Below are 17,287 nucleotides of genomic sequence, written 5' to 3' on the forward strand. Positions count from 1 at the left end.
AGTCTCAGTCCCGCCCGTGACGTGTGAGACATTTCGGCAGGCCGATCAGTTCGACGGGTTCGGAGTTGTCGGGCGAGTAGACGACCATCTGTCCTTTCTCCATGTAGGGGACTTTCGACTCTAAGTTGCTCGGGATGTTGACGCTCTTGATGGCGTCCTCGTCGCCAAGATTGAGGACGATGGTGGTGTTGATCTGCTTGAAAACGGCGTCGTGGATGTCCTGTGGGTCCTGCGTGATGAGGAACAGTCCCAGCCGCTCTTTTCGACCCTGTTTGGCCGCTTCGGTGAACTTCCGGATGACCTTGCCCGCCTGCACGCTGTCGGCGTCGGTCAGGAAGTTGTGGGCCTCGTCCATCCCCAACACGAGTGGCGTCTCCTTGATTCGGTCGTAGATCGGATCGTTCGAGAGTTTCTGGTCGATCAGCAGCGAGGAGACCGCGAGGACGATTGCCTCCGTCGCTCGCGTGTCGTTGATGTGGTAGGTCGGGACGACCGTCAGCCCACCGGGGCGGACGAAGTCGTGGACCAGTTCGGTGATCGGTCGAGCGTCCTGGTCGAAGACGTGGCCGAAGCCAAGCACCCGCCGGCGGACGGCGTCGAACGTCGCCTCGTGAACCCGGCCCGACTCGTCGAGTTCCTCGCGCAACGCGGGGTCGTCGAGGAACGTGGTAAACTCCTCGTACGTCCCGCTGTTGCCGTACTGCTTGCGGAATCGCGGCAACAGGACGCTGACGAGCGCGCCGTACTGGTTGTCGTTCAGCCCGCTGCCCGCGACCAGCCACGGGTTCTCATAGACCATCGAAAACGGAATCGTGAACTCGACCTGTTTCGCGCGGTGATGGCCCGCCGAATAGGTGGCCGAGCCGACTTTCGGAATAAACGCCGTCGTATCCTCGTGGCCACCGTAGGCGATTCCTTCACGCTCGAGTCGCCGAGCGAACTCCGAATCGAGGTCGGGGTTGTCGTCGTGCATCTGGGCGTACTCGTCCTGTGGGTCGAACTGGACGACTGCGGTGCCGACCTCTCGGCCGTCGGCCATCGGATACGTGCGCTCGTCGGCGAGATACTGCCGGAGGATGTTCTTTGCGCCGTGGGTTTTCCCGGAACCGGTGCCGCCCGCGATCAGCGTATGGCGGAAGACGAGCGGATCGCCGGACGCGTAGTCGTCTTTCAGCCGGTAATCGATCGTCGGCGGGGACGCTGCCGTCCGAACTTTCTCACCGCCAACCGAGAGATGGCCGAGGAAGACACCGTCTTCGGGCATCTTCAGCCCGGTTTTGATCGCCTCGATGTCGTCGGCCGTCCGGATCACCGTCTGGGGTTTGGGGACGCGGTCGGTCATCCGTCGTTTCAACTCACCATCATCGTCGTAGAGGACCGCAACCGGTTCGAGGGTCGCGACGAACTTGTAGTCGGCTTCGTCGACCTCGTCGGTTCGCATGGCACGGCGGGCGTGGATCTCCGTCGCGTCGTCGGCGTGGTACTGCTGGGCGTACTCGAGACCGGTGATCCGACAGAACAGCGTCTCGCCGTCGGGATAGGGTGCGAGCAGGTAGCTCCCGATACGGATCGACGAGCGGTTGTCCTGTGTGACGTACGCGCGCAGGGAGGTGTCGTCTTCGTCCTCGGCGATACGCAGTCCCTGGGAGACACAGAGCGTGCCGATCCCGACATCCTCGCCGCGAGGTTCGACAGGTGTGGATTCGAACGCCGTGTTCGATTCCCCGTTCGTCCCTGTCGAGTCGCTGGCACTCGACGCAGCCGATGCCGTGTCGCCCACATCAGCAGCGACGGCGTCTGTCGCGTCGGAATCGCCGTCCGAATCGGCGTCAAAATCACCAAAATCACCCAGATCAGTCATATCAGTTCCATCCGGGCGGGTCCACAAACGCGTTTCCCTCCGTTCGCCTCGAGTCAGCCGTGACTCGTCGTTGTCGGACGCGATGTGCGGGCGCCAGGTCTTCGTTGCAGGCCAATGAGCGCCAAGGATACGGCTCCCGTCTCAGCGGCGGTGGCGTTCGGTTACTGGACGAGCGCTGGTACTGGAGCGTGACCCGTGACCACTCCTGCCTCGGAATCGAACTCGAGCAGGCCAGTGTCTGCGAGCAGGGGGAGATGCGTGTGATACAACGAGAGTGTCGCACGTTCCGGATCGGACAGCGACGTAGCGTCGTTGGAAACGAGTCGCGACGCGAGCGTCTCGATCGACAGCGGGCGATCGCGATCGGTGACCATCGAGCAGACACAGAGCCGGGTCGGATGGACAAGCGCCTCGAGCAGTCGGGCACAGTTTTCACGCTCGCACAACGCCAAAAGTGAGGTGAGCGTCGTGCGATCGACTGGCAATTCGGTGTCGAGTTCCACACCGGCTTCGGCATCCCACGTGATGATGCCGTCGTCGGCCAGTCGTGGCAGATGATTGTGTCGGAGGCTGGTCTGGACGTCACGCCGTGCCTGCTCGACCGAGCCATCAAACGGCTCGTTCTCGACGATTGCCGTCGTCAGTTCTGTCACCGACAGCTGTGTTCGACTGGCGTCGAGAATTGCAAGGAGTCGAACTCGCCGTGGATGACTGAAGGCGTCGTACCACTCCGCCGGAATATTCTCGAGCCGACCCTGCTCGTTGTCACCGCTGGAGTGAACGTCCGAACTCATTGCTCATACGGAGCGGTGCAGCAATGATAAGCCCATTTCCAAAACGATTTGGGTCGGAAATCAGCTCGGAGCTGAGTGCGTTCGAGAGCTTGCGTACAGGCAATCGAAATCGGCGGACGAACGCGACCGTGGGCTCGTAAGTGGGTGTCCGGCCAACCGGTGGAACAAAACGCCTGCGTCCGTCCGCAGCGGCGGTCGATAGCGCTTCGTTTCGTGCCTTTTTAGGTCGAATCGCTCGGCAGAATCTGTCTCGAGCCCCTCATACGGTCTCCTGTCTGTCAGTTCCGGTGCACCCACAGACGGTCGCGATTGCACGGCAAATCGGTACAGCAGGCCGTATCAGCGAGTGGACAACGAGCACTGTCTTTTTGCAGCCAGGAATCCTAGACAAGTGTATGATACTGGTACGCGGTCGTGCCGGCGGAACCGAACTGACTGGCACGCTGTACGAACGGGGCGAGCGAGCGCCCTCGTTCCGTGGTGCGCCCGATGAAGACGCCGCGTACGTGTGGGTCTGTGATGAGTTCTACGAGGTCGACAGCGGCGGCTCGATCCAGCTCGTCGACGGCCGCGAGGTCAATCTCGCGTTCGAATCGCCGATGCCACGCGGGTTCGACACTCGAGAGCAAGGGCTCGAGGGAGCCAAAGAACACGTCCGGACACAGTTCGCCCGAATCGGTGTCGATCCTGACGATGTCACCTTCGAAGTCGAGAAGAAAGAAGCGCCTTAGTACGGCTCCTCGCTCCAGCGGTGGTCGTCGTACGTCCGATCCTGTGATGTATCGAACTGCGCCTCGAGCGTTTCTCGAAGCGATCGTTTCTCCGAGCGGCTGATTCGCGCGAGTTCGTCCGCCTTTTCGACGATCGTCGGCGGGCCGTGGGCGATCGCGACGTCCTGTAACACCTGCATGGTCAGCTGCTCGCGTGTCTCCGGGTCACGGGTGAACGCATACGGCGCCTCGATCCGGTAGATGAGATCATCACGGGGATCGTAGACGATGAAGAAGGTGACCTCGTACTCCTCGAGTGAGTGTTCGCGTTCGACGCCGAGGGCATCGCCGTCGACCGACAGCGGGCGGTCGACGCCGCCACGCGAGCGAAACCAGTTGGTATACGTTAGCGCCGACGTCTCTCGCTCCCAGCGGTCACCGTCGATATCGGGCACGTACTCGCCGCGCTCGAGCAGCCGAGTAAACAGCGCCGAGTCGTCGCTCCAGGGACTGGCGATGTCAACATCGCGTTTGTTCTTCAGCGTCCGCGTGATGACGCGAGTCGCCGGATTCTTGACGAAGCCGATGAGGGGAATCCCTCGGTCGACGAACCGTTCGACCAGCCGGACGTAGTTCTCGAGGACCGTCGTTGGCCGCGGGTCCTCGAGCAGGAAATCCGACAGATCGGGATGCTGGTCGGCCCAGCGGAGCAGTCCGCGCGGGTACAGCGGGCCGTCGAGCACGAGCAGGTCCGCGACGTCGTCGGCGTGGTCACAGGCGTGTTTGCTCTCGGCGAGATAGAGCGCCAGTGCGTGGACGACACCCTCCGCAAAGCGTGGCAGCGGCGGGATCTTCACGGCTCGACTCTGACTGTAGCCCTCGTCGAACGTCCCCCACGTCTCGTCGACCGTCATCGTCTCGTCGTTCGAATGGACGGTCATCACGGTCGTTCGCGAGCGGTGGAGGTCGAGATCGCTCGGCGTCGCGCTCATCGCCGCCTGCGCGATGTCGATGACGAGGCCGTTTTTGAACGTCGTCGGGTTGATCGTCCCGGCGTCGAGGCCGTGTTCGGTCTCGAAGGGGCGCTCGTGGAGGGCGACGTCCTCACAGTCGACGAGTCGGCGGCGCTGATCGTCAACCGGCTCGAGGATCGTCCGGCCGCTGTCGTCGATAAGCGGGTCCAGAAACGAGTCCCAGACCGTCTCCGCGAAGGCACGGCGATCGCGTTCGTCGGCCCCGTGGTCGATCCGTCTCGCGAGCCGTGCGATCCCGTCGAAATGAACCGGATCGAGCGTCATATGCTGTGGCTCCCACCCCACCCGCAAAAAGTCAGCGGTGCGGACACTCCGCAGTAGCCGATGCCATTCACTCGAGTACGGGTAAATTACTATCAGAAAAATTATTTGATCGGATCGCATGGAGTCACCTGTCCTGATGTCCAAGCGAGGTCTGGAAGCGGCCGAATCCGACGACGATGCGATCAACTGGCGACAGAACGGCTCCAGTGTCACACTCTACGACGAAGCGAACGCCGACGCCTGGGTCCGAATGACGTTCGAAGCCGGAATTCCGCCCGAACACCGTCTCTATATGATCTGTGACGAGTGTGGGGCGGTCTTCGCCCAGCGAACGACCCCCGGTCACAGCACTGTCTGTGGCGACTGTGGCACGACGTTTAACCACCGCGACGATTCAGCGACCGAACACAGCGATTCGCTGCGGTAGCTCGAGCGATTGCACACCCACCAGAAAATGCACGATTTCTGAACGGTCGGATCGAACGCGACGTGTCCGAATCGGTCGCTACTCGAGAATGCGGTCCTGGACGTTCCCGGTCGGCATCATACACTGCTCTTTCTGGCCGAATAGTCGGTAACGATGGTCGGCGACGACATCGTACGCCCAGTCTCGAAGGCGACGGGGCAGGAAGCGAAACGGCCCGGCCAGGGCGTAGACGCCACCGAGCAGTCTCGCGATTCGGAGTACGGCGTCCGATTTGACGTAGGCGTCCTCGCCGTCGATCAGAACGACTGACTCGAGGGCATCTGTCTCGAGGCCGTGGGCGGCCAGCAGTTCCTGGCCGACCTCGGACTGTAAGGATGCGAAGTAAAACTGTTCGTCCGTGTCCCGCGGGACGATGAACTGCACGAACCCGTGACAGAGGTTGCAGACGCCGTCGAAGAGGACGATCGGGTCGTCGTCGGGCACGTCCGATACCATACCATGTCTTCGGACACGGCGCAGTTCAGCGTTCCGATCAGTCACCTGTCCGGCTCCCGTCTGCCCCGGCCCGCGACGACAACGACAGCTAGTTACGACAGGCTGGCGACCCGTCGCACATGGATGCTGCGCTGATTATCCTCGACGGGTGGGGACTCGGCGATGGAACGAGTAGAAACGCCGTTGATGCGGCCGAGACGCCGACGTTCGATTCACTTGCCGCGGCGGGTGCGGACGGCTCGCTCGAGGTCGCTGGCCGACGCGTTGGCCTGCCGGAAGGCCAGATGGGCAACAGCGAGGTCGGCCATCTGAACATTGGGGCCGGGCGCGTGGTGTACCAAGAGTATACGCGCATTTCGGATTCGATTGCCGACGGCACCTTCCGCGAGAACGACGCGATCAACACGGCGTTCGACCACGCACGCGAGAACGACGGCCGGGTTCATTTCCTTGGACTCGTCAGCGATGGCGGGGTCCACTCGGACCACGAACATCTCCACGCGCTGATCGAACTGGCAGCCGACCGTGACGTCGAGGCCGTCACCCACGCGATTACCGACGGGCGAGACACCTCGCCGACGGGTGGCCGGGAGTATCTCTCCGAACTCGAGGACGTCATCGCCGACCACGGTACCGGCGACATGGCGACGGTCTCAGGCCGATACTACGCGATGGACCGCGACCAGAACTGGGAGCGGACGAACCGCGCCTACGAAGCGATCGTCGACCGCGACGCCGAGTGGACCGCCGACTCGGCACTCGAGGCCGTCGAAGCCTCCTACGACCGCGGAGAGACCGACGAGTTCGTCGAACCAACGCTCGTTTCAGAGCAGCCGGCGCTCGAGGACGGCGACTCGGTCGTCTGGTTCAATTTCCGGTCGGATCGCGCCCGTCAGCTCACACGGATGCTCGCCGACATCCGGCCAGACGACTGGACAGCGGCGTTCGACACGAACCCGCCCGAGACGGAGGTCGTCATGCTGACCCAGTACGACAAGACGTTCGACCTCCCAATCGCGTACCCGCCGAACCAACCCGAACAGGTGCTCGGCGAGGTGCTCGCTGACGCGGGCAAGACCCAACTCCGGATCGCCGAATCCGAGAAGTACGCCCATGTTACCTACTTCCTCAATGGCGGCCGCGAAGTCGAGTTCGACGGCGAGATCCGCAAAATCGTCGAGAGTCCCGATGTACCGACTTACGACCTGCAACCCGAGATGAGTGCCCCCGAGGTGACCGACACCGCAACAGACACGATCGAGTCGGACGATCCCGATGTGCTCGTGCTCAACTACGCCAACCCCGACATGGTCGGCCATACGGGCGACTACGAGGCCGCAATCGAGGCCGTCGAAGCCGTCGACGAGCAGTTAGGGCGACTCGTCGACGCGCTCGAGGCTGCAGGATCGCACGTTCTCATCACTGCGGACCACGGCAACGCCGACGACATGGGGACCGAGGACGACCCGCACACGGCACACACCTACAACGACGTGCCGCTCATCTATCTCGCTCCGGGCGGCACTGCTGGTGGTCGAACCGTTCGCACGGGCGGCACCTTAGCCGACATCGCGCCAACGATGCTCGAGTGTCTCGACCTCGACCAGCCCCCCGAAATGACCGGCGAATCGCTGCTCGAGTAGCCGACCACACCCTGCCTCAGTGTTCTGGTGGCGTGTTCTCCGCCTCGAGATCCACTGACGGCGGCTCGTGGGTGCCAAGTTCAGGATGCGTTTCCTCCATCCAGACCATGACGAGCCCGCCGGAGAGAAACATCGCGATCGCAGTGGCGTAGAAGGCGGCGTCAATCGAGATGAGGTCGACCGACAGACCGATGAGGACGGCTTTGACGATCCCGAAGCTCACGACGAACGAGCCGATCACCAGCAGGGACTCGACGCCGAAGGTCTCCTCGCCCATGATGGGCACGACGTTTCGCTGTGAGCCCATCGTCAGCCCGACTGCAAAGACCGTTACACCTGGAGGGCGAACTGTCGTCAGTTGCGTCTGATTCCCTGTGCGTACTCACCGCTCATGGATTATTCAGCCGCACAGCGATTCGGACCAAGCTCGAGTTCGTCCGCCTCTTCGTCCGAAATCTCCTCCGTGCCGACGTTGGCGAGCTTGATCCGCTGGAAGTTCGCCGGCTGGTCCGGAATGTCACCTGCAAGTGCTGCAACCAGTGTCTCTCGGTCTTGACCGAAGGCCTCGTTTCGATCGTTGACCTCGCTCAGACGTGCGGCGACGGGTGGCTGTGGCGAGCCGGGGTCGTGTGCCGGCAACACGAGTGGGTCGCCATCGACGGTGCGGAGTCGTTCGAGGCTCTCGTACAGCGTTTCGGCGTTCTCCTCGACGTTCGTCTCCTCGAGACCGGCGTCGACACCGAGTTCGACCCGACCAACGCTGTTGTGAAAGAGCGTATCGCCGGTGAGCAGGGCTTCGTCCTCGACAGCGAAGGTGACGCTCCCTGGACTGTGGCCGGGCGTGTGGATCACCGTAATCTCGACCGCGCCGACCTCGAGGACGTCGCCGTCTTCGACTGCACGCGCCTCGATTCCGGAGGCGTCCGCCGGGTGCAGGTAGTAGGGGACGCCGTTGCGTTCGGCGAGTTTCGCGCCGCCAGAGACGTGGTCGGCGTGGGCGTGGGTGTCGAAGACACCGACGAGGTCGGCGTCGTACTCCTCGAGGAGCGTCTCGTACTCCTCGACGTACTGGGACGGCTCGAAGACGGCCGCATCGCCCTCGGAGATGAGGACGTGGGAGAGACAGCCCGTGCCGGGCCGGGCGACCTGGATCAGTTCGCCCTCGAGGTCGGTCTCGAGTTCGGCGTGGCGGTGAACACGCGCCCAGCCGTTCATGCCGTTTTCGAGGGTTGCCGCGTCGTGGCCGGCTGCCTCGAGCATGTCGGCGGCATCCGACGCGAGCACACCGGCTGCGCAGACGGTGATAATCTCCTCGTCAGCCGGCAACTCGGCCAAGGTGGCTGCTGCGCTATCGGGGTCGTTTTTCAGGTCCTCATAGACGTCGACGTGCTCGCTGCCTGGAATATGCCACTCCTCGAAATCCGCAGCGTCGCGGACGTCGATCAGTGTGAGGGCCTCATCGTTCTCGAGCCGTTCAGCGACGGTATCCGCCGTAATCTCTGCCATCGATTCGATGTACGGAGAGCAGACATATATCGACAGTGCCAGTTATGACCGGCATGGTTATCCAGTCAAACGGTGTCGGAGAACCCATGGCTATGTACGAGGTCTCTTTTCGACTCCGCCACGAGTGTCCCTTCCGGACGCTCTCCGAGCGCTTTTCGGGAGTGACGATTCGAGAATGGTATCTCCAGGACTGCCAGATGCTCGAGGTCACTGCCCCAGATATCGGCGACGAGGCGGTGCTCGAGGCGATCGACAGCCTTGGAACCGTTCTCCACACTACGGCCGACAGCACTGACCTGCACGTGTTCGTCCAGTCCTGTGCCTGCCCCATCGAGGAGTCGATCGTTCGGCGGTTCGAGCGCCATAACTGCGTGCATCTCCCGCCAACGGTGTATCACAACGGCTGGGAGCACTACTCCGTGATCGGCTTCGATGAGGGAGATGTCAACGCACTGCTCGCGGAACTCGACGCCGACCGCGAGGTCGACGTTCTTTCGAAGACCTCGATCGAAGAACGCCACGTTCCCCACAGCTCGCTGGTCTCGGTCGATCGGCTGTTCGACGGGCTCACCGAGCGCCAGCTCGAGGCCCTGCGAATCGCCCTCGACGCGGGCTACTACGACCAGCCACGGGGCGCGTCGATCGCCGAACTCGCAGCGGAGACGACTGTCGCTCGAGCGACGTTCGAAGAACATCTGCGGAAAGCCGAGAACAAGCTCGTGACGAACGCCGGCCAGTTCGTGCGGTTGCTGACCGAAACCCAGACGGACGTGTTGCGAGCCGAAGGCACGGAGCCGACGCTCGCAGATGACTGAGACGGTTTGCTGTCTCGATCGGCCGACACAACGGCGGAACGACCCATGAGCGAGGACTCGAGGAAGACCCACGGCCAGTGCGAGCGGTGTGGAAATTAATCTCAGTTGTCAGTAGAGAACCATCCCAGCACGGGCAGATCCGAGATCCCGACCGTTTTTGCTGGGAGGAGTGGGGATTATAAGCACTCGAGTTCGTGTTCGGCGTATGACCGATGACGAATCCGAGACCGGATTTTCGACGCATAGCGTCCACGCAGGACAGGAGCCAGATCCCACGACTGGCGCACGGGCCCCGCCGCTGTATCAGACGACGTCCTACGAGTTCGAGGATACAGAACACGCGGCCGCACTGTTCGGCTTAGAGGAGTTCGGCAACATCTACTCGCGGATCATGAACCCGACGAACGCCATGCTCGAGGAGCGTATCGCGACCCTCGAGGGTGGTGTCGGAGCACTCGCAACCGCGTCCGGGATGGCCGCGTTCGATCTTGCGACGTTCATCCTCGCAGAAGTCGGGGATAACATCGTCTCCTCGTCTTCGATTTACGGTGGGACCTACACCTACCTCACCCACACCGTCGCGAAACGGGGTATCGAGACGAAGTTCGTCGACACGCTCGACGACGAGGCCTACGCGGAAGCGATCGACGACGACACCGCCTTTGTCCATCTCGAGACGATCGGCAACCCCGCGCTCGTCACGCCGGATATCGAACGCATCGCCGACATCGCCCACGATCACGACGTCCCGCTGTTCGTCGACAACACCTTCGCGACGCCGTATCTGTGCCGACCGCTCGAGCACGGCGCGGACCTCGTCTGGAACTCGACGACGAAGTGGATCCACGGCGCCGGCTCGACAGTCGGCGGGGTTCTCGTCGACGGCGGCTCGTTCCCGTGGGACGAGGGTAACTACCCCGAAATCGCCGAACCGAACCCCGCCTATCACGGGGTCAACTTCTACGAGACGTTCGGCGAGCAGGCGTTCTCGATCGTGGCTCGTACCCGTGGGCTTCGTGACCTCGGCAACCAGCAGTCGCCGTTTGACGCCTGGGTCACCCTCCAGAAACTCGAGTCACTGCCGCTGCGGATGGAGAAACACTGCGAAAACGCGATGGCTGTCGCCGAGTTCCTCGAGGACCACGACGCCGTCGCCTGGGTCAACTACCCCGGCCTCGAGAGTCACGAAACCCACGAGAACGCGAGCAAATATCTCGAGGGCGGCTACGGCGGCATGATTACGTTCGGCCTCGAGGGCGGCTACGACGCCGCCGAGACGGTCTGTAACGAGGTCGATCTCACGACCATGCTCGCAAACGTCGGCGACGCAAAGACGCTGATCATCCACCCCGCGAGTACGACCCACCAGCAACTCACCGACGAAGAGAAACTCGCAAGCGGTACTACCGACGATCTCGTGCGTCTCTCCGTCGGCATCGAAGACGTCAACGACGTGATCGCCGACCTCGAGCAGGCGATCGAAGCAGCAGAATAAGGCAGCGTCGCGGCTCCGTTTTTCGGTGTCTAGATTCAGCGATCGCGAGATCAGCTGCTGGTACGCGTCTTTTCAGGCTGGTCTGACGACTCCGGATGGTCGTGATCTGCGTGACTCGAGCGAGAACCGATCGGCAGGCCGCAGCCGTGTTCGCCATCGATTCCGAGAAGGCGGGCGAACCGGCGGCGTTCGGCAGCGTGTCTATCGAGACTCATGCCGATGAAAAACGACAGGATCCGTTGTAGTAATGCAGGTCATTTCACGTGGAAACGACCGACTAGAACCGTGAAACGATCCCGTCGCCGTCGGTCAGTTTCAGCGATGTAACTGTTTCATACCCGGCATCCAGCCGCGGGCAGCGTAACACCCTTCTCCGTGACGGCCATTGAGTCGGATATGACTGATCTCCCCGCCGCCGTCGAGCGCGAACTCGAGTCCCACGACGCATTCGCTGCGTCGGCCGACACTGCTGGGTACGAACTGACGACGACTGTCTTCGACACGACCATCACTGCGGACGACGCGGACGGAAAACGAGACGGCCGGTTTCGGGTGACGGTCACCCTGCCGACCCTCGACGCTGCTGTTGCCGGTGACGCCGTCGCCACCGTCGTCGAAGACGGCTGGTTCGAAACGCTCGAGCGGCGACTCGAGGACGTGTTTACCGTTGCCCAAACAAGCACCCACGACGAGCCGACCATCGACCGTGACACGGACGAGGTCACGGTCGTCCTCGAGTACGTCGCCTGGGACGCAGCGGAAGGCGTCGCGGACGCCAAAGCGCTCGTCGAGTACGTCGAAGGGACGTTCGCACAGGGGATCATCCCCGGCTACGACTATCGCGGCGAGGCTGCGACGTTACTCGAGAACGCACAAGATCGTAGCCAGCAGGCCACAGAAGAACGCGACGGCATGCCGATGTGACTCGGCGGACAGTTGCTGTGCTCGATCCACGACAGGCTGGTCGCTAATCCATCGCGATGTACGTTTTCGTGTCACTGACTCCCTCGAGTGCCTGCATCCTCGAAGAGACTGTCTCGAGAACGTCGTATACCTCTGGAGCATCGACCTCGGCGATGACGTCGTAGCTACCGGCGACGATATGGGCGTCGGTGACAGGCTCGAGATCCCTGATCGCCTCGAGTAGCCCCTCGGATTTTCCGGCGGCCGTTTTAATCATAATAAACGCGTGAACCATCTGTCGAGGGTGTGGTACACCATGTCACGACTAAAGTCTTTGCCTGGCGGCGACTACGTTCGGGTGAGTAACATGGTAACTGAGGACAAGCTTATTGACGGGGGCGAGCGTACCCCTGTCCATGCGGTTCGTGATCATTGGTGCTGGACGGGTTGGCCTGCGCACGGCGCGTGTCCTGCGCGATGAGGGCCACGAGGTGACGCTGATCGAACAGGACGAGGCGATGATCCGACGCGCTCGAAGCCTGGAGTTCCCCGTCGTCGAGGGCGATGGCTCCCGCGAGGACGTCCTCGAGGACGCTGGCATCACTGACGCCGACGCGCTGGGCGCGCTGACGAGTGACCTCAACGTCAACTTCACCGCCTGTATGATCGCCAACCACTACGGCTGTCGGACGATCATGCGCATCGACGAGGCCTACCGCGAGGGAATCTACCGCAAGTACGCCGATGAGGTTGACGAGGTAATCTACCCCGAACGCCTCGGTGCGATCGGGGCGAAAAACGCCTTGCTCGGGGGGACGATCCGTGCAATCGCGGATATCGCCCCGCACTTGCAAGTCGTCGAACTGACGGTTTCTAACGGCGCTCCCGTCAACGGCTACACGATGGGCGAACTGCAACTGCCCGCCGACGCGACTATCCTCGCATTCGGCAAGCGCGACCAGCCCCTTGAGATTCCGAACGCAGATCTGTCGCTCGAGGACGGTGACCGACTCGTCGTCCTCGCTGACTTCGACGTGTTGAACGAGGTGCGCCAGTTGCTGGTCGGCGAGACGCCAGATGAGGCCGCTTCGAACGCGGGAACCGACGCAACGTCGGGCACTGGAGGTGTCAACTGATGGTTACGGCTTTCATTATGATCAAAGCGAACACGGGCGAGGCGGATCGACTCCGAGACAGTATCGAAGCGATCGACGGCGTCCAGTCGGCACATATCGTCGCCGGCGACGTCGACATCATCGCGAAAGCGCAGGTCGAGACACCGGCTGCGGTCAAAGAGATCTCCGCGACCCAAATTCAGGGGATCGACGGCATCGAGACCACGCAAACGTACATCGCGATGGATTAAGGAGCGAACGGTTCGGCTGTGTGTAGTCACAGAGCGGCCGCGTTCGGTAATCGACTCGCGATGACGGACCATTTTCTCGTCCCCGAAGCACGCGCCTCTTGCAGTCCTCGAGTTGCAGTTGGCCAGCTCGGCTTACAGTCCCCTGTCGGGGACCGCGTCGGCCATAACGTCTGTGACCGCCTCGAGCACCGCAGTTGGTGGCTGTGTCGCGTCGATGCGGACGAATCGGTCGGGATCACGCGCGATCAGCCGCTCGTAGTTCTCGGCGACCGACTCGAGGTACGTGGCGCGTTCGAACTTGTTCGTCGCACCCGCACGTTTGGCAGCCGTTTCGGGGTCGACATCGAAGTACAGCGTCAGGTCGGGCTCGACCGAGAACGGCTCGTGAATGTCGACGACGTACTCGAGTGGATCGTCGACATCGAGTCGTGACGATGCCTCGAGCGTCGCCCCCTGATAGGCAAACCGCGAGTCCGAGTAACGATCCGAGAGGACGAGCTCGTCGGCCTCGAGTGCGGGTTCGATCACTCGCGAGAGATGGTCGGCGTGGTCTGCGGTGTAGAGAAACAGTTCAGCGAGCGAGTCAGCATCGTCATCTTCGATCGACCGGTAGACGGCCTCGCCGTACCACGAGTCGTTCGTCGGCTCACGTGTGAACGTGGCGTCGGGATAGCGCTCCTGTAAGGCCTCCCAGACCGTTGTCTTGCCGCTTCCGTCGACTCCCTCGAGCGTGACCAGCATGCTCGCACGTGAGACCGTGAGCTATTACAACCTGTCGAGAACCGTTCCGACCCAAACAACGGAGGCGATCAATTATTTATCATTGCGCCTGTATCTTTTCTGTATGAACGTCCTCGTCGCCGGCGGAACCGGATTTATCGGCACGGCTCTCTGTACGGAACTCCACGAACGCGGCCACGAGGTAACGGCGCTCTCTCGCAGCCCACGCAGCAGCGACCTACCTGCAGCTGTCGAAGTCGCACGGGGCGACGTCAGTGCGTACGACTCCATCGCAGAGACAGTCGCCGAACACGATGCCGTCGTCAATCTCGTCGCGCTGTCGCCGCTCTACAAACCACCCAGCGGTGCTGACCACGAGACCATCCATCTCGGCGGCACGGCGAATCTCGTTCGGGCCGCCGAAGACGGCGACGTCGACCGCTTCGTCCAGATGAGCGCCCTCGGAGCCGATCCCAACGGCGACACCGAGTACATCCGTACGAAAGGCGAGGCCGAACGCGTCGTCAGAGACTCTCAACTCGAGTGGACGATCTTTCGCCCCTCCGTGGTCTTCGGCGAAGGGAGTGAGTTTATCGAGTTCATCAAACAGCTGACGACGCCGTACGTGACGGGGCTGCCCGGTGGCGGAAAGACTCGTTTCCAGCCGATCTGGGTCGGCGATCTGGTCCCGATGCTTGCAGACGCCCTCGAGGACGCCAGCCACGTCGGCGAGATCTACGAGGTTGCCGGACCCCAGATCGTCACGCTTTCGGATGCGACGGAACTCGCCTACGAGGCTGAAGGGAAATCCGTCAGCATCCTTTCGATCCCGATGCCACTCGCGAAATTAGGGCTGACGGCAGCCGACCCGCTTCCGTTCGTTCCGTTCGGGTCAGACCAGGCCAAATCGCTCGAGCAGCACAACACCGTCGTTACCAACGACGTGACCGCGTTCGGTCGTTCGGAGGACGACCTGATGACACTCGGCGAGTCACTTGGGCTGGATCGGTAGCCAACGATCTGATATATGGCCCAGTATCAGTAGTGAGAATAGTCCTGTGAGCAGATCATAGATTGTGCCTAACAGCAGCCCTGCTGTCGGTTTTCAGCAATACAAAACAAAGCGTGACATTCACTGCAACAAAAGACTTATGTCCCTGATTACACTGGTTCCAATCCAACGGAGCCCCCTTACAAACAATGAAGCTGGCGATGATCGGATTCGGACAGGCCGGTGGGAAAATCGTCGATCGATTCCTCGATTACGACGATCGAACGAACAGCGGAATCGTCCGCGCGGCGATCGCTGTTAACTCCGCGAAAGCGGATCTCATGGGTCTCGAGAATATACCACAGGAGAATCGCGTACTCATCGGTCAGGCCCGCGTCAAGGGCCATGGCGTGGGTGCAGACAACGAGCTCGGCGCGGCGGTCGCCGAGGAAGACATCGACGAGGTACAGAACGCCATCGATGCGATCCCAACCCACGAGGTCGACGCCTTTCTGGTCGTCGCCGGCCTGGGTGGCGGGACCGGTTCCGGCGGTGCACCTGTCCTCGCAAAACACCTGAAACGGATCTTTACCATCCCCGTCTACGGCCTCGGCGTACTGCCAGGAACCGACGAAGGTGGAATCTACACGCTCAACGCGGCGCGTTCGTTCCAGACGTTCGTCCACGAAGTCGACAACCTGCTCGTGTTCGATAACGACTCGTGGCGACAGACCGGCGAGTCCGTTGAAGGTGGCTACGACCAGATCAACGAGGAGATCGTTCGCCGGTTCGGTATTCTCTTTGGTGCTGGCGAGGTCGGCGACGGTCAGGAGGTCGCCGAAAGCGTCGTCGACTCCTCCGAGATTATCAACACGCTCTCGGGTGGCGGCGTCTCGACGGTTGGCTTTGCAAGCGAGGAAGTCGAATTGAACACCGGCGGCGGACTGCTCTCGCGGTTTACCGGCGACGACGGGGGCAGCGACAACCTAGACGCTGCGAACACGACCAACCGAATCACGAGCCTCGTCCGGAAAGCCGCACTCGGCCGACTGACGCTGCCGTGTGAGATCGAAGGCACCGAGCGGGCCCTGCTCGTGCTTTCAGGTCCATCGGAGTATCTGAACCGGAAAGGCATCGAACGCGGCCGCAAGTGGCTCGAGGAAGAAACTGGCAGCATGGAAGTCCGTGGTGGCGACTTCCCCCGCCAGGAGCCAGAAGTCGCCGCAGCGATCTTGCTCTCGGGCGTCACGAACGTCCCACGAATCAAGCGTCTCCAGCAGGTCGCAATCGAGGCCCAGGAGAACATCGACGACATCCAACAGGAAAGCGAGGATAACTTAGAGAGCCTCGTTGAAGACGACGAAGACGAACTCGAGCCGCTGTTTTAGGCTCGCAGTTCCGTTCCGAGCCACAGGCGCTAGCGACCGCATTCGTTTGGGGGCACAACGATGTGACTGTCGCTGCCGTGTCAGTGCTTGGAAGCCCACTCTCGGGGGTTCGGGTCCGACGTGTTTTTCACCGTACTCGGGCTACACTGGATCGATGCACGTCGTCGTCCCGTTTGCCGCCACCGACCCGAAGACACGGCTCGCGTCAGTCCTGACGTCTACGGAGCGGTCGACGTTCGCTCGAGCCATGCTTGCGGACGTCCTCACTGCGATCGTCGAGGCGGGCGCGGAGCCGACGGTGGTGTCGACGGCGCCGCTCGACCCTGCCGCCCTGTCACTCGAGAGTCGTCTGCTCGATGCGGTTTCGGTAGCCGTCGACGATCGACCGCTGACCGCGGCTGTCAACGCACGGCTGCCGGCCGATCACGACGCGGAGGCCACCGCCGTCGTCATGGCCGACCTCGCGCTTGCGACACCCGAGACACTTGAGCGCCTCTTTTCGTACGATACTGGCGTCGCAATCGCACCAGGACGAAGCGGCGGCACGAACGCGATAGCCGTTTCCCATCCCGATTTTCGCGTGGACTACCACGGCGCGTCGTATCTGGACCACTGTGAGATCGCTCGTGACGTGGGCACACACCTCGAGACGGTTGACTCGTTTCGACTGAGCACCGACATCGACGAACCAGAAGATCTCGCCGAGGTGCTCATCCACGGCACGGACACTGACCGCGCGCCAGCCTGTCTTCGGGAGTTCGGATTCGCGCTTGAGACACGAGACGGCCGCGTCGGTGTTGCCCGACTCGAGGAATCGACGCGCGAGTGACCGATATCCCTGCCCGAAGTGAAGCGCTTATCTGCCACGCGATACC

The 17,287-nt window shown here is 62.0% G+C and carries 19 protein-coding genes and 2 pseudogenes; 11 read left to right on the top strand and 10 right to left on the bottom strand.

Annotated features, from left to right (window positions below; translation table 11 throughout):
• Positions 1-4: 4 nt before the first annotated feature.
• Together ACERJA_RS04480 and ACERJA_RS04485 are read right to left on the bottom strand one after the other, a co-directional pair.
• The gene (locus tag ACERJA_RS04480; RefSeq protein ID WP_373607060.1) at positions 5-1,861 is read right to left on the bottom strand and encodes an ATP-binding protein; all 1,857 of its coding nucleotides are present in this window, start codon (positions 1,859-1,861) and stop codon (positions 5-7) included.
• 161 nt (positions 1,862-2,022) lie between these two features.
• A complete protein-coding gene (locus ACERJA_RS04485; protein WP_373607061.1) occupies positions 2,023-2,655 on the bottom strand; it encodes an ArsR family transcriptional regulator in 633 nt (210 codons plus the stop codon).
• Between the two features lie 395 nt (positions 2,656-3,050).
• On the opposite strand from ACERJA_RS04485, the gene ACERJA_RS04490 reads away from it, so the two are divergent.
• The gene (locus tag ACERJA_RS04490; protein ID WP_373607062.1) at positions 3,051-3,386 is read left to right on the top strand and encodes a hypothetical protein; all 336 of its coding nucleotides are present in this window, start codon (positions 3,051-3,053) and stop codon (positions 3,384-3,386) included.
• Here the strand turns inward: ACERJA_RS04490 and ACERJA_RS04495 are convergent.
• Positions 3,383-4,663, bottom strand: coding sequence for a DNA double-strand break repair nuclease NurA (locus tag ACERJA_RS04495; RefSeq protein ID WP_373607063.1), 1,281 nt, complete (start codon positions 4,661-4,663; stop codon positions 3,383-3,385). The genes ACERJA_RS04490 and ACERJA_RS04495 overlap by 4 nt on opposite strands.
• Before the next feature lie 118 nt (positions 4,664-4,781).
• Here ACERJA_RS04495 and ACERJA_RS04500 point away from each other — a divergent pair, with 118 nt between their 5' ends.
• Positions 4,782-5,090, top strand: coding sequence for a hypothetical protein (locus ACERJA_RS04500; protein WP_373607064.1), 309 nt, complete (start codon positions 4,782-4,784; stop codon positions 5,088-5,090).
• Between the two features lie 78 nt (positions 5,091-5,168).
• Here ACERJA_RS04500 and ACERJA_RS04505 read toward each other — a convergent pair whose 3' ends face one another.
• Positions 5,169-5,585, bottom strand: a complete 417-nt coding sequence (locus tag ACERJA_RS04505; RefSeq protein ID WP_373607065.1) for a thiol-disulfide oxidoreductase DCC family protein — start codon at positions 5,583-5,585, stop codon at positions 5,169-5,171.
• A gap of 119 nt (positions 5,586-5,704) precedes the next feature.
• Here ACERJA_RS04505 and gpmI point away from each other — a divergent pair, with 119 nt between their 5' ends.
• Positions 5,705-7,228: a 2,3-bisphosphoglycerate-independent phosphoglycerate mutase gene (gpmI, locus tag ACERJA_RS04510; protein ID WP_373607066.1), complete on the top strand. Its 1,524-nt coding sequence runs from the start codon at positions 5,705-5,707 to the stop codon at positions 7,226-7,228.
• A gap of 16 nt (positions 7,229-7,244) precedes the next feature.
• On the opposite strand, the pseudogene ACERJA_RS04515 reads toward gpmI, so the two are convergent.
• From ACERJA_RS04515 to ACERJA_RS04525, 3 genes and pseudogenes are all read right to left on the bottom strand, one after another.
• Positions 7,245-7,436, bottom strand: a pseudogene (locus ACERJA_RS04515) (MFS transporter); the annotation flags it as partial.
• Positions 7,422-7,564 (bottom strand): annotated as a pseudogene (locus ACERJA_RS04520) (MFS transporter); the annotation flags it as partial. The pseudogenes ACERJA_RS04520 and ACERJA_RS04515, both read right to left, overlap by 15 nt.
• A gap of 60 nt (positions 7,565-7,624) precedes the next feature.
• A complete protein-coding gene (locus tag ACERJA_RS04525; RefSeq protein ID WP_373607067.1) occupies positions 7,625-8,734 on the bottom strand; it encodes a rhodanese-like domain-containing protein in 1,110 nt (369 codons plus the stop codon).
• An 86-nt stretch (positions 8,735-8,820) separates the two neighbouring features.
• Between ACERJA_RS04525 and ACERJA_RS04530 the strand changes: the two genes are divergently transcribed.
• Both ACERJA_RS04530 and ACERJA_RS04535 read left to right on the top strand, forming a co-directional pair.
• On the top strand, positions 8,821-9,549 hold the full coding sequence (locus ACERJA_RS04530; protein WP_373607068.1) for a helix-turn-helix domain-containing protein: 729 nt from the start codon (positions 8,821-8,823) through the stop codon (positions 9,547-9,549).
• Between the two features lie 205 nt (positions 9,550-9,754).
• Entirely contained in the window at positions 9,755-11,044 is a 1,290-nt protein-coding gene (locus ACERJA_RS04535; RefSeq protein WP_373607069.1) for an O-acetylhomoserine aminocarboxypropyltransferase/cysteine synthase family protein, read from the top strand.
• 50 nt (positions 11,045-11,094) lie between these two features.
• Here the strand turns inward: ACERJA_RS04535 and ACERJA_RS04540 are convergent, their stop codons facing one another.
• Positions 11,095-11,259: a hypothetical protein gene (locus tag ACERJA_RS04540; protein WP_373607070.1), complete on the bottom strand. Its 165-nt coding sequence runs from the start codon at positions 11,257-11,259 to the stop codon at positions 11,095-11,097.
• Positions 11,260-11,440: 181 nt separating this feature from the next.
• Here ACERJA_RS04540 and ACERJA_RS04545 point away from each other — a divergent pair, with 181 nt between their 5' ends.
• Positions 11,441-11,968, top strand: a complete 528-nt coding sequence (locus ACERJA_RS04545; protein WP_373607071.1) for a DUF5813 family protein — start codon at positions 11,441-11,443, stop codon at positions 11,966-11,968.
• A 43-nt stretch (positions 11,969-12,011) separates the two neighbouring features.
• Here the strand turns inward: ACERJA_RS04545 and ACERJA_RS04550 are convergent, their stop codons facing one another.
• Positions 12,012-12,242 carry an Lrp/AsnC family transcriptional regulator gene (locus ACERJA_RS04550; protein ID WP_373607072.1) on the bottom strand — a complete coding sequence of 77 codons (231 nt, stop codon included), beginning with the start codon at positions 12,240-12,242 and terminating at the stop codon, positions 12,012-12,014.
• A 121-nt stretch (positions 12,243-12,363) separates the two neighbouring features.
• Here ACERJA_RS04550 and ACERJA_RS04555 point away from each other — a divergent pair, with 121 nt between their 5' ends.
• Both ACERJA_RS04555 and ACERJA_RS04560 read left to right on the top strand, forming a co-directional pair.
• Positions 12,364-13,083: a TrkA family potassium uptake protein gene (locus ACERJA_RS04555; protein ID WP_373607073.1), complete on the top strand. Its 720-nt coding sequence runs from the start codon at positions 12,364-12,366 to the stop codon at positions 13,081-13,083.
• On the top strand, positions 13,083-13,313 hold the full coding sequence (locus ACERJA_RS04560; protein WP_006066396.1) for an Lrp/AsnC family transcriptional regulator: 231 nt from the start codon (positions 13,083-13,085) through the stop codon (positions 13,311-13,313). The genes ACERJA_RS04555 and ACERJA_RS04560 overlap by 1 nt, the downstream gene beginning before the upstream one ends.
• A gap of 132 nt (positions 13,314-13,445) precedes the next feature.
• On the opposite strand, the gene tmk is transcribed toward ACERJA_RS04560, so the two are convergent.
• A complete protein-coding gene (tmk, locus tag ACERJA_RS04565) occupies positions 13,446-14,054 on the bottom strand; it encodes a dTMP kinase (protein ID WP_373607074.1) in 609 nt (202 codons plus the stop codon).
• Between the two features lie 103 nt (positions 14,055-14,157).
• Between tmk and ACERJA_RS04570 the strand changes: the two genes are divergently transcribed.
• The 3 genes from ACERJA_RS04570 to cofC all read left to right on the top strand — a co-directional run bounded on the left by ACERJA_RS04570 (position 14,158) and on the right by cofC (position 17,241).
• Positions 14,158-15,045, top strand: coding sequence for a complex I NDUFA9 subunit family protein (locus ACERJA_RS04570; RefSeq protein ID WP_373607075.1), 888 nt, complete (start codon positions 14,158-14,160; stop codon positions 15,043-15,045).
• 188 nt (positions 15,046-15,233) lie between these two features.
• Positions 15,234-16,412 carry a tubulin/FtsZ family protein gene (locus ACERJA_RS04575; RefSeq protein WP_006066393.1) on the top strand — a complete coding sequence of 393 codons (1,179 nt, stop codon included), beginning with the start codon at positions 15,234-15,236 and terminating at the stop codon, positions 16,410-16,412.
• Positions 16,413-16,566: 154 nt separating this feature from the next.
• Entirely contained in the window at positions 16,567-17,241 is a 675-nt protein-coding gene (gene cofC / locus ACERJA_RS04580; protein ID WP_373607076.1) for a 2-phospho-L-lactate guanylyltransferase, read from the top strand.
• Positions 17,242-17,287: the final 46 nt, after the last annotated feature.

Origin of the sequence: Natronorubrum sp. A-ect3 (genome assembly GCF_041821125.1) — an archaeon.
Taxonomy (GTDB): Archaea; Halobacteriota; Halobacteria; order Halobacteriales; family Natrialbaceae; genus Natronorubrum; species Natronorubrum bangense.

Coding starts and splice junctions, on each gene's coding strand:
- ACERJA_RS04480 (WP_373607060.1), bottom strand. CDS start 1,861: ATGACTGATCTGGGTGATTTTGGTGATTTTGACGCCGATTCGGACGGC.
- ACERJA_RS04485 (WP_373607061.1), bottom strand. CDS start 2,655: ATGAGTTCGGACGTTCACTCCAGCGGTGACAACGAGCAGGGTCGGCTC.
- ACERJA_RS04490 (WP_373607062.1), top strand. CDS start 3,051: ATGATACTGGTACGCGGTCGTGCCGGCGGAACCGAACTGACTGGCACG.
- ACERJA_RS04495 (WP_373607063.1), bottom strand. CDS start 4,663: ATGACGCTCGATCCGGTTCATTTCGACGGGATCGCACGGCTCGCGAGA.
- ACERJA_RS04500 (WP_373607064.1), top strand. CDS start 4,782: ATGGAGTCACCTGTCCTGATGTCCAAGCGAGGTCTGGAAGCGGCCGAA.
- ACERJA_RS04505 (WP_373607065.1), bottom strand. CDS start 5,585: ATGGTATCGGACGTGCCCGACGACGACCCGATCGTCCTCTTCGACGGC.
- gpmI (WP_373607066.1), top strand. CDS start 5,705: ATGGATGCTGCGCTGATTATCCTCGACGGGTGGGGACTCGGCGATGGA.
- ACERJA_RS04525 (WP_373607067.1), bottom strand. CDS start 8,734: ATGGCAGAGATTACGGCGGATACCGTCGCTGAACGGCTCGAGAACGAT.
- ACERJA_RS04530 (WP_373607068.1), top strand. CDS start 8,821: ATGGCTATGTACGAGGTCTCTTTTCGACTCCGCCACGAGTGTCCCTTC.
- ACERJA_RS04535 (WP_373607069.1), top strand. CDS start 9,755: ATGACCGATGACGAATCCGAGACCGGATTTTCGACGCATAGCGTCCAC.
- ACERJA_RS04540 (WP_373607070.1), bottom strand. CDS start 11,259: ATGAGTCTCGATAGACACGCTGCCGAACGCCGCCGGTTCGCCCGCCTT.
- ACERJA_RS04545 (WP_373607071.1), top strand. CDS start 11,441: ATGACTGATCTCCCCGCCGCCGTCGAGCGCGAACTCGAGTCCCACGAC.
- ACERJA_RS04550 (WP_373607072.1), bottom strand. CDS start 12,242: ATGGTTCACGCGTTTATTATGATTAAAACGGCCGCCGGAAAATCCGAG.
- ACERJA_RS04555 (WP_373607073.1), top strand. CDS start 12,364: ATGCGGTTCGTGATCATTGGTGCTGGACGGGTTGGCCTGCGCACGGCG.
- ACERJA_RS04560 (WP_006066396.1), top strand. CDS start 13,083: ATGGTTACGGCTTTCATTATGATCAAAGCGAACACGGGCGAGGCGGAT.
- tmk (WP_373607074.1), bottom strand. CDS start 14,054: ATGCTGGTCACGCTCGAGGGAGTCGACGGAAGCGGCAAGACAACGGTC.
- ACERJA_RS04570 (WP_373607075.1), top strand. CDS start 14,158: ATGAACGTCCTCGTCGCCGGCGGAACCGGATTTATCGGCACGGCTCTC.
- ACERJA_RS04575 (WP_006066393.1), top strand. CDS start 15,234: ATGAAGCTGGCGATGATCGGATTCGGACAGGCCGGTGGGAAAATCGTC.
- cofC (WP_373607076.1), top strand. CDS start 16,567: ATGCACGTCGTCGTCCCGTTTGCCGCCACCGACCCGAAGACACGGCTC.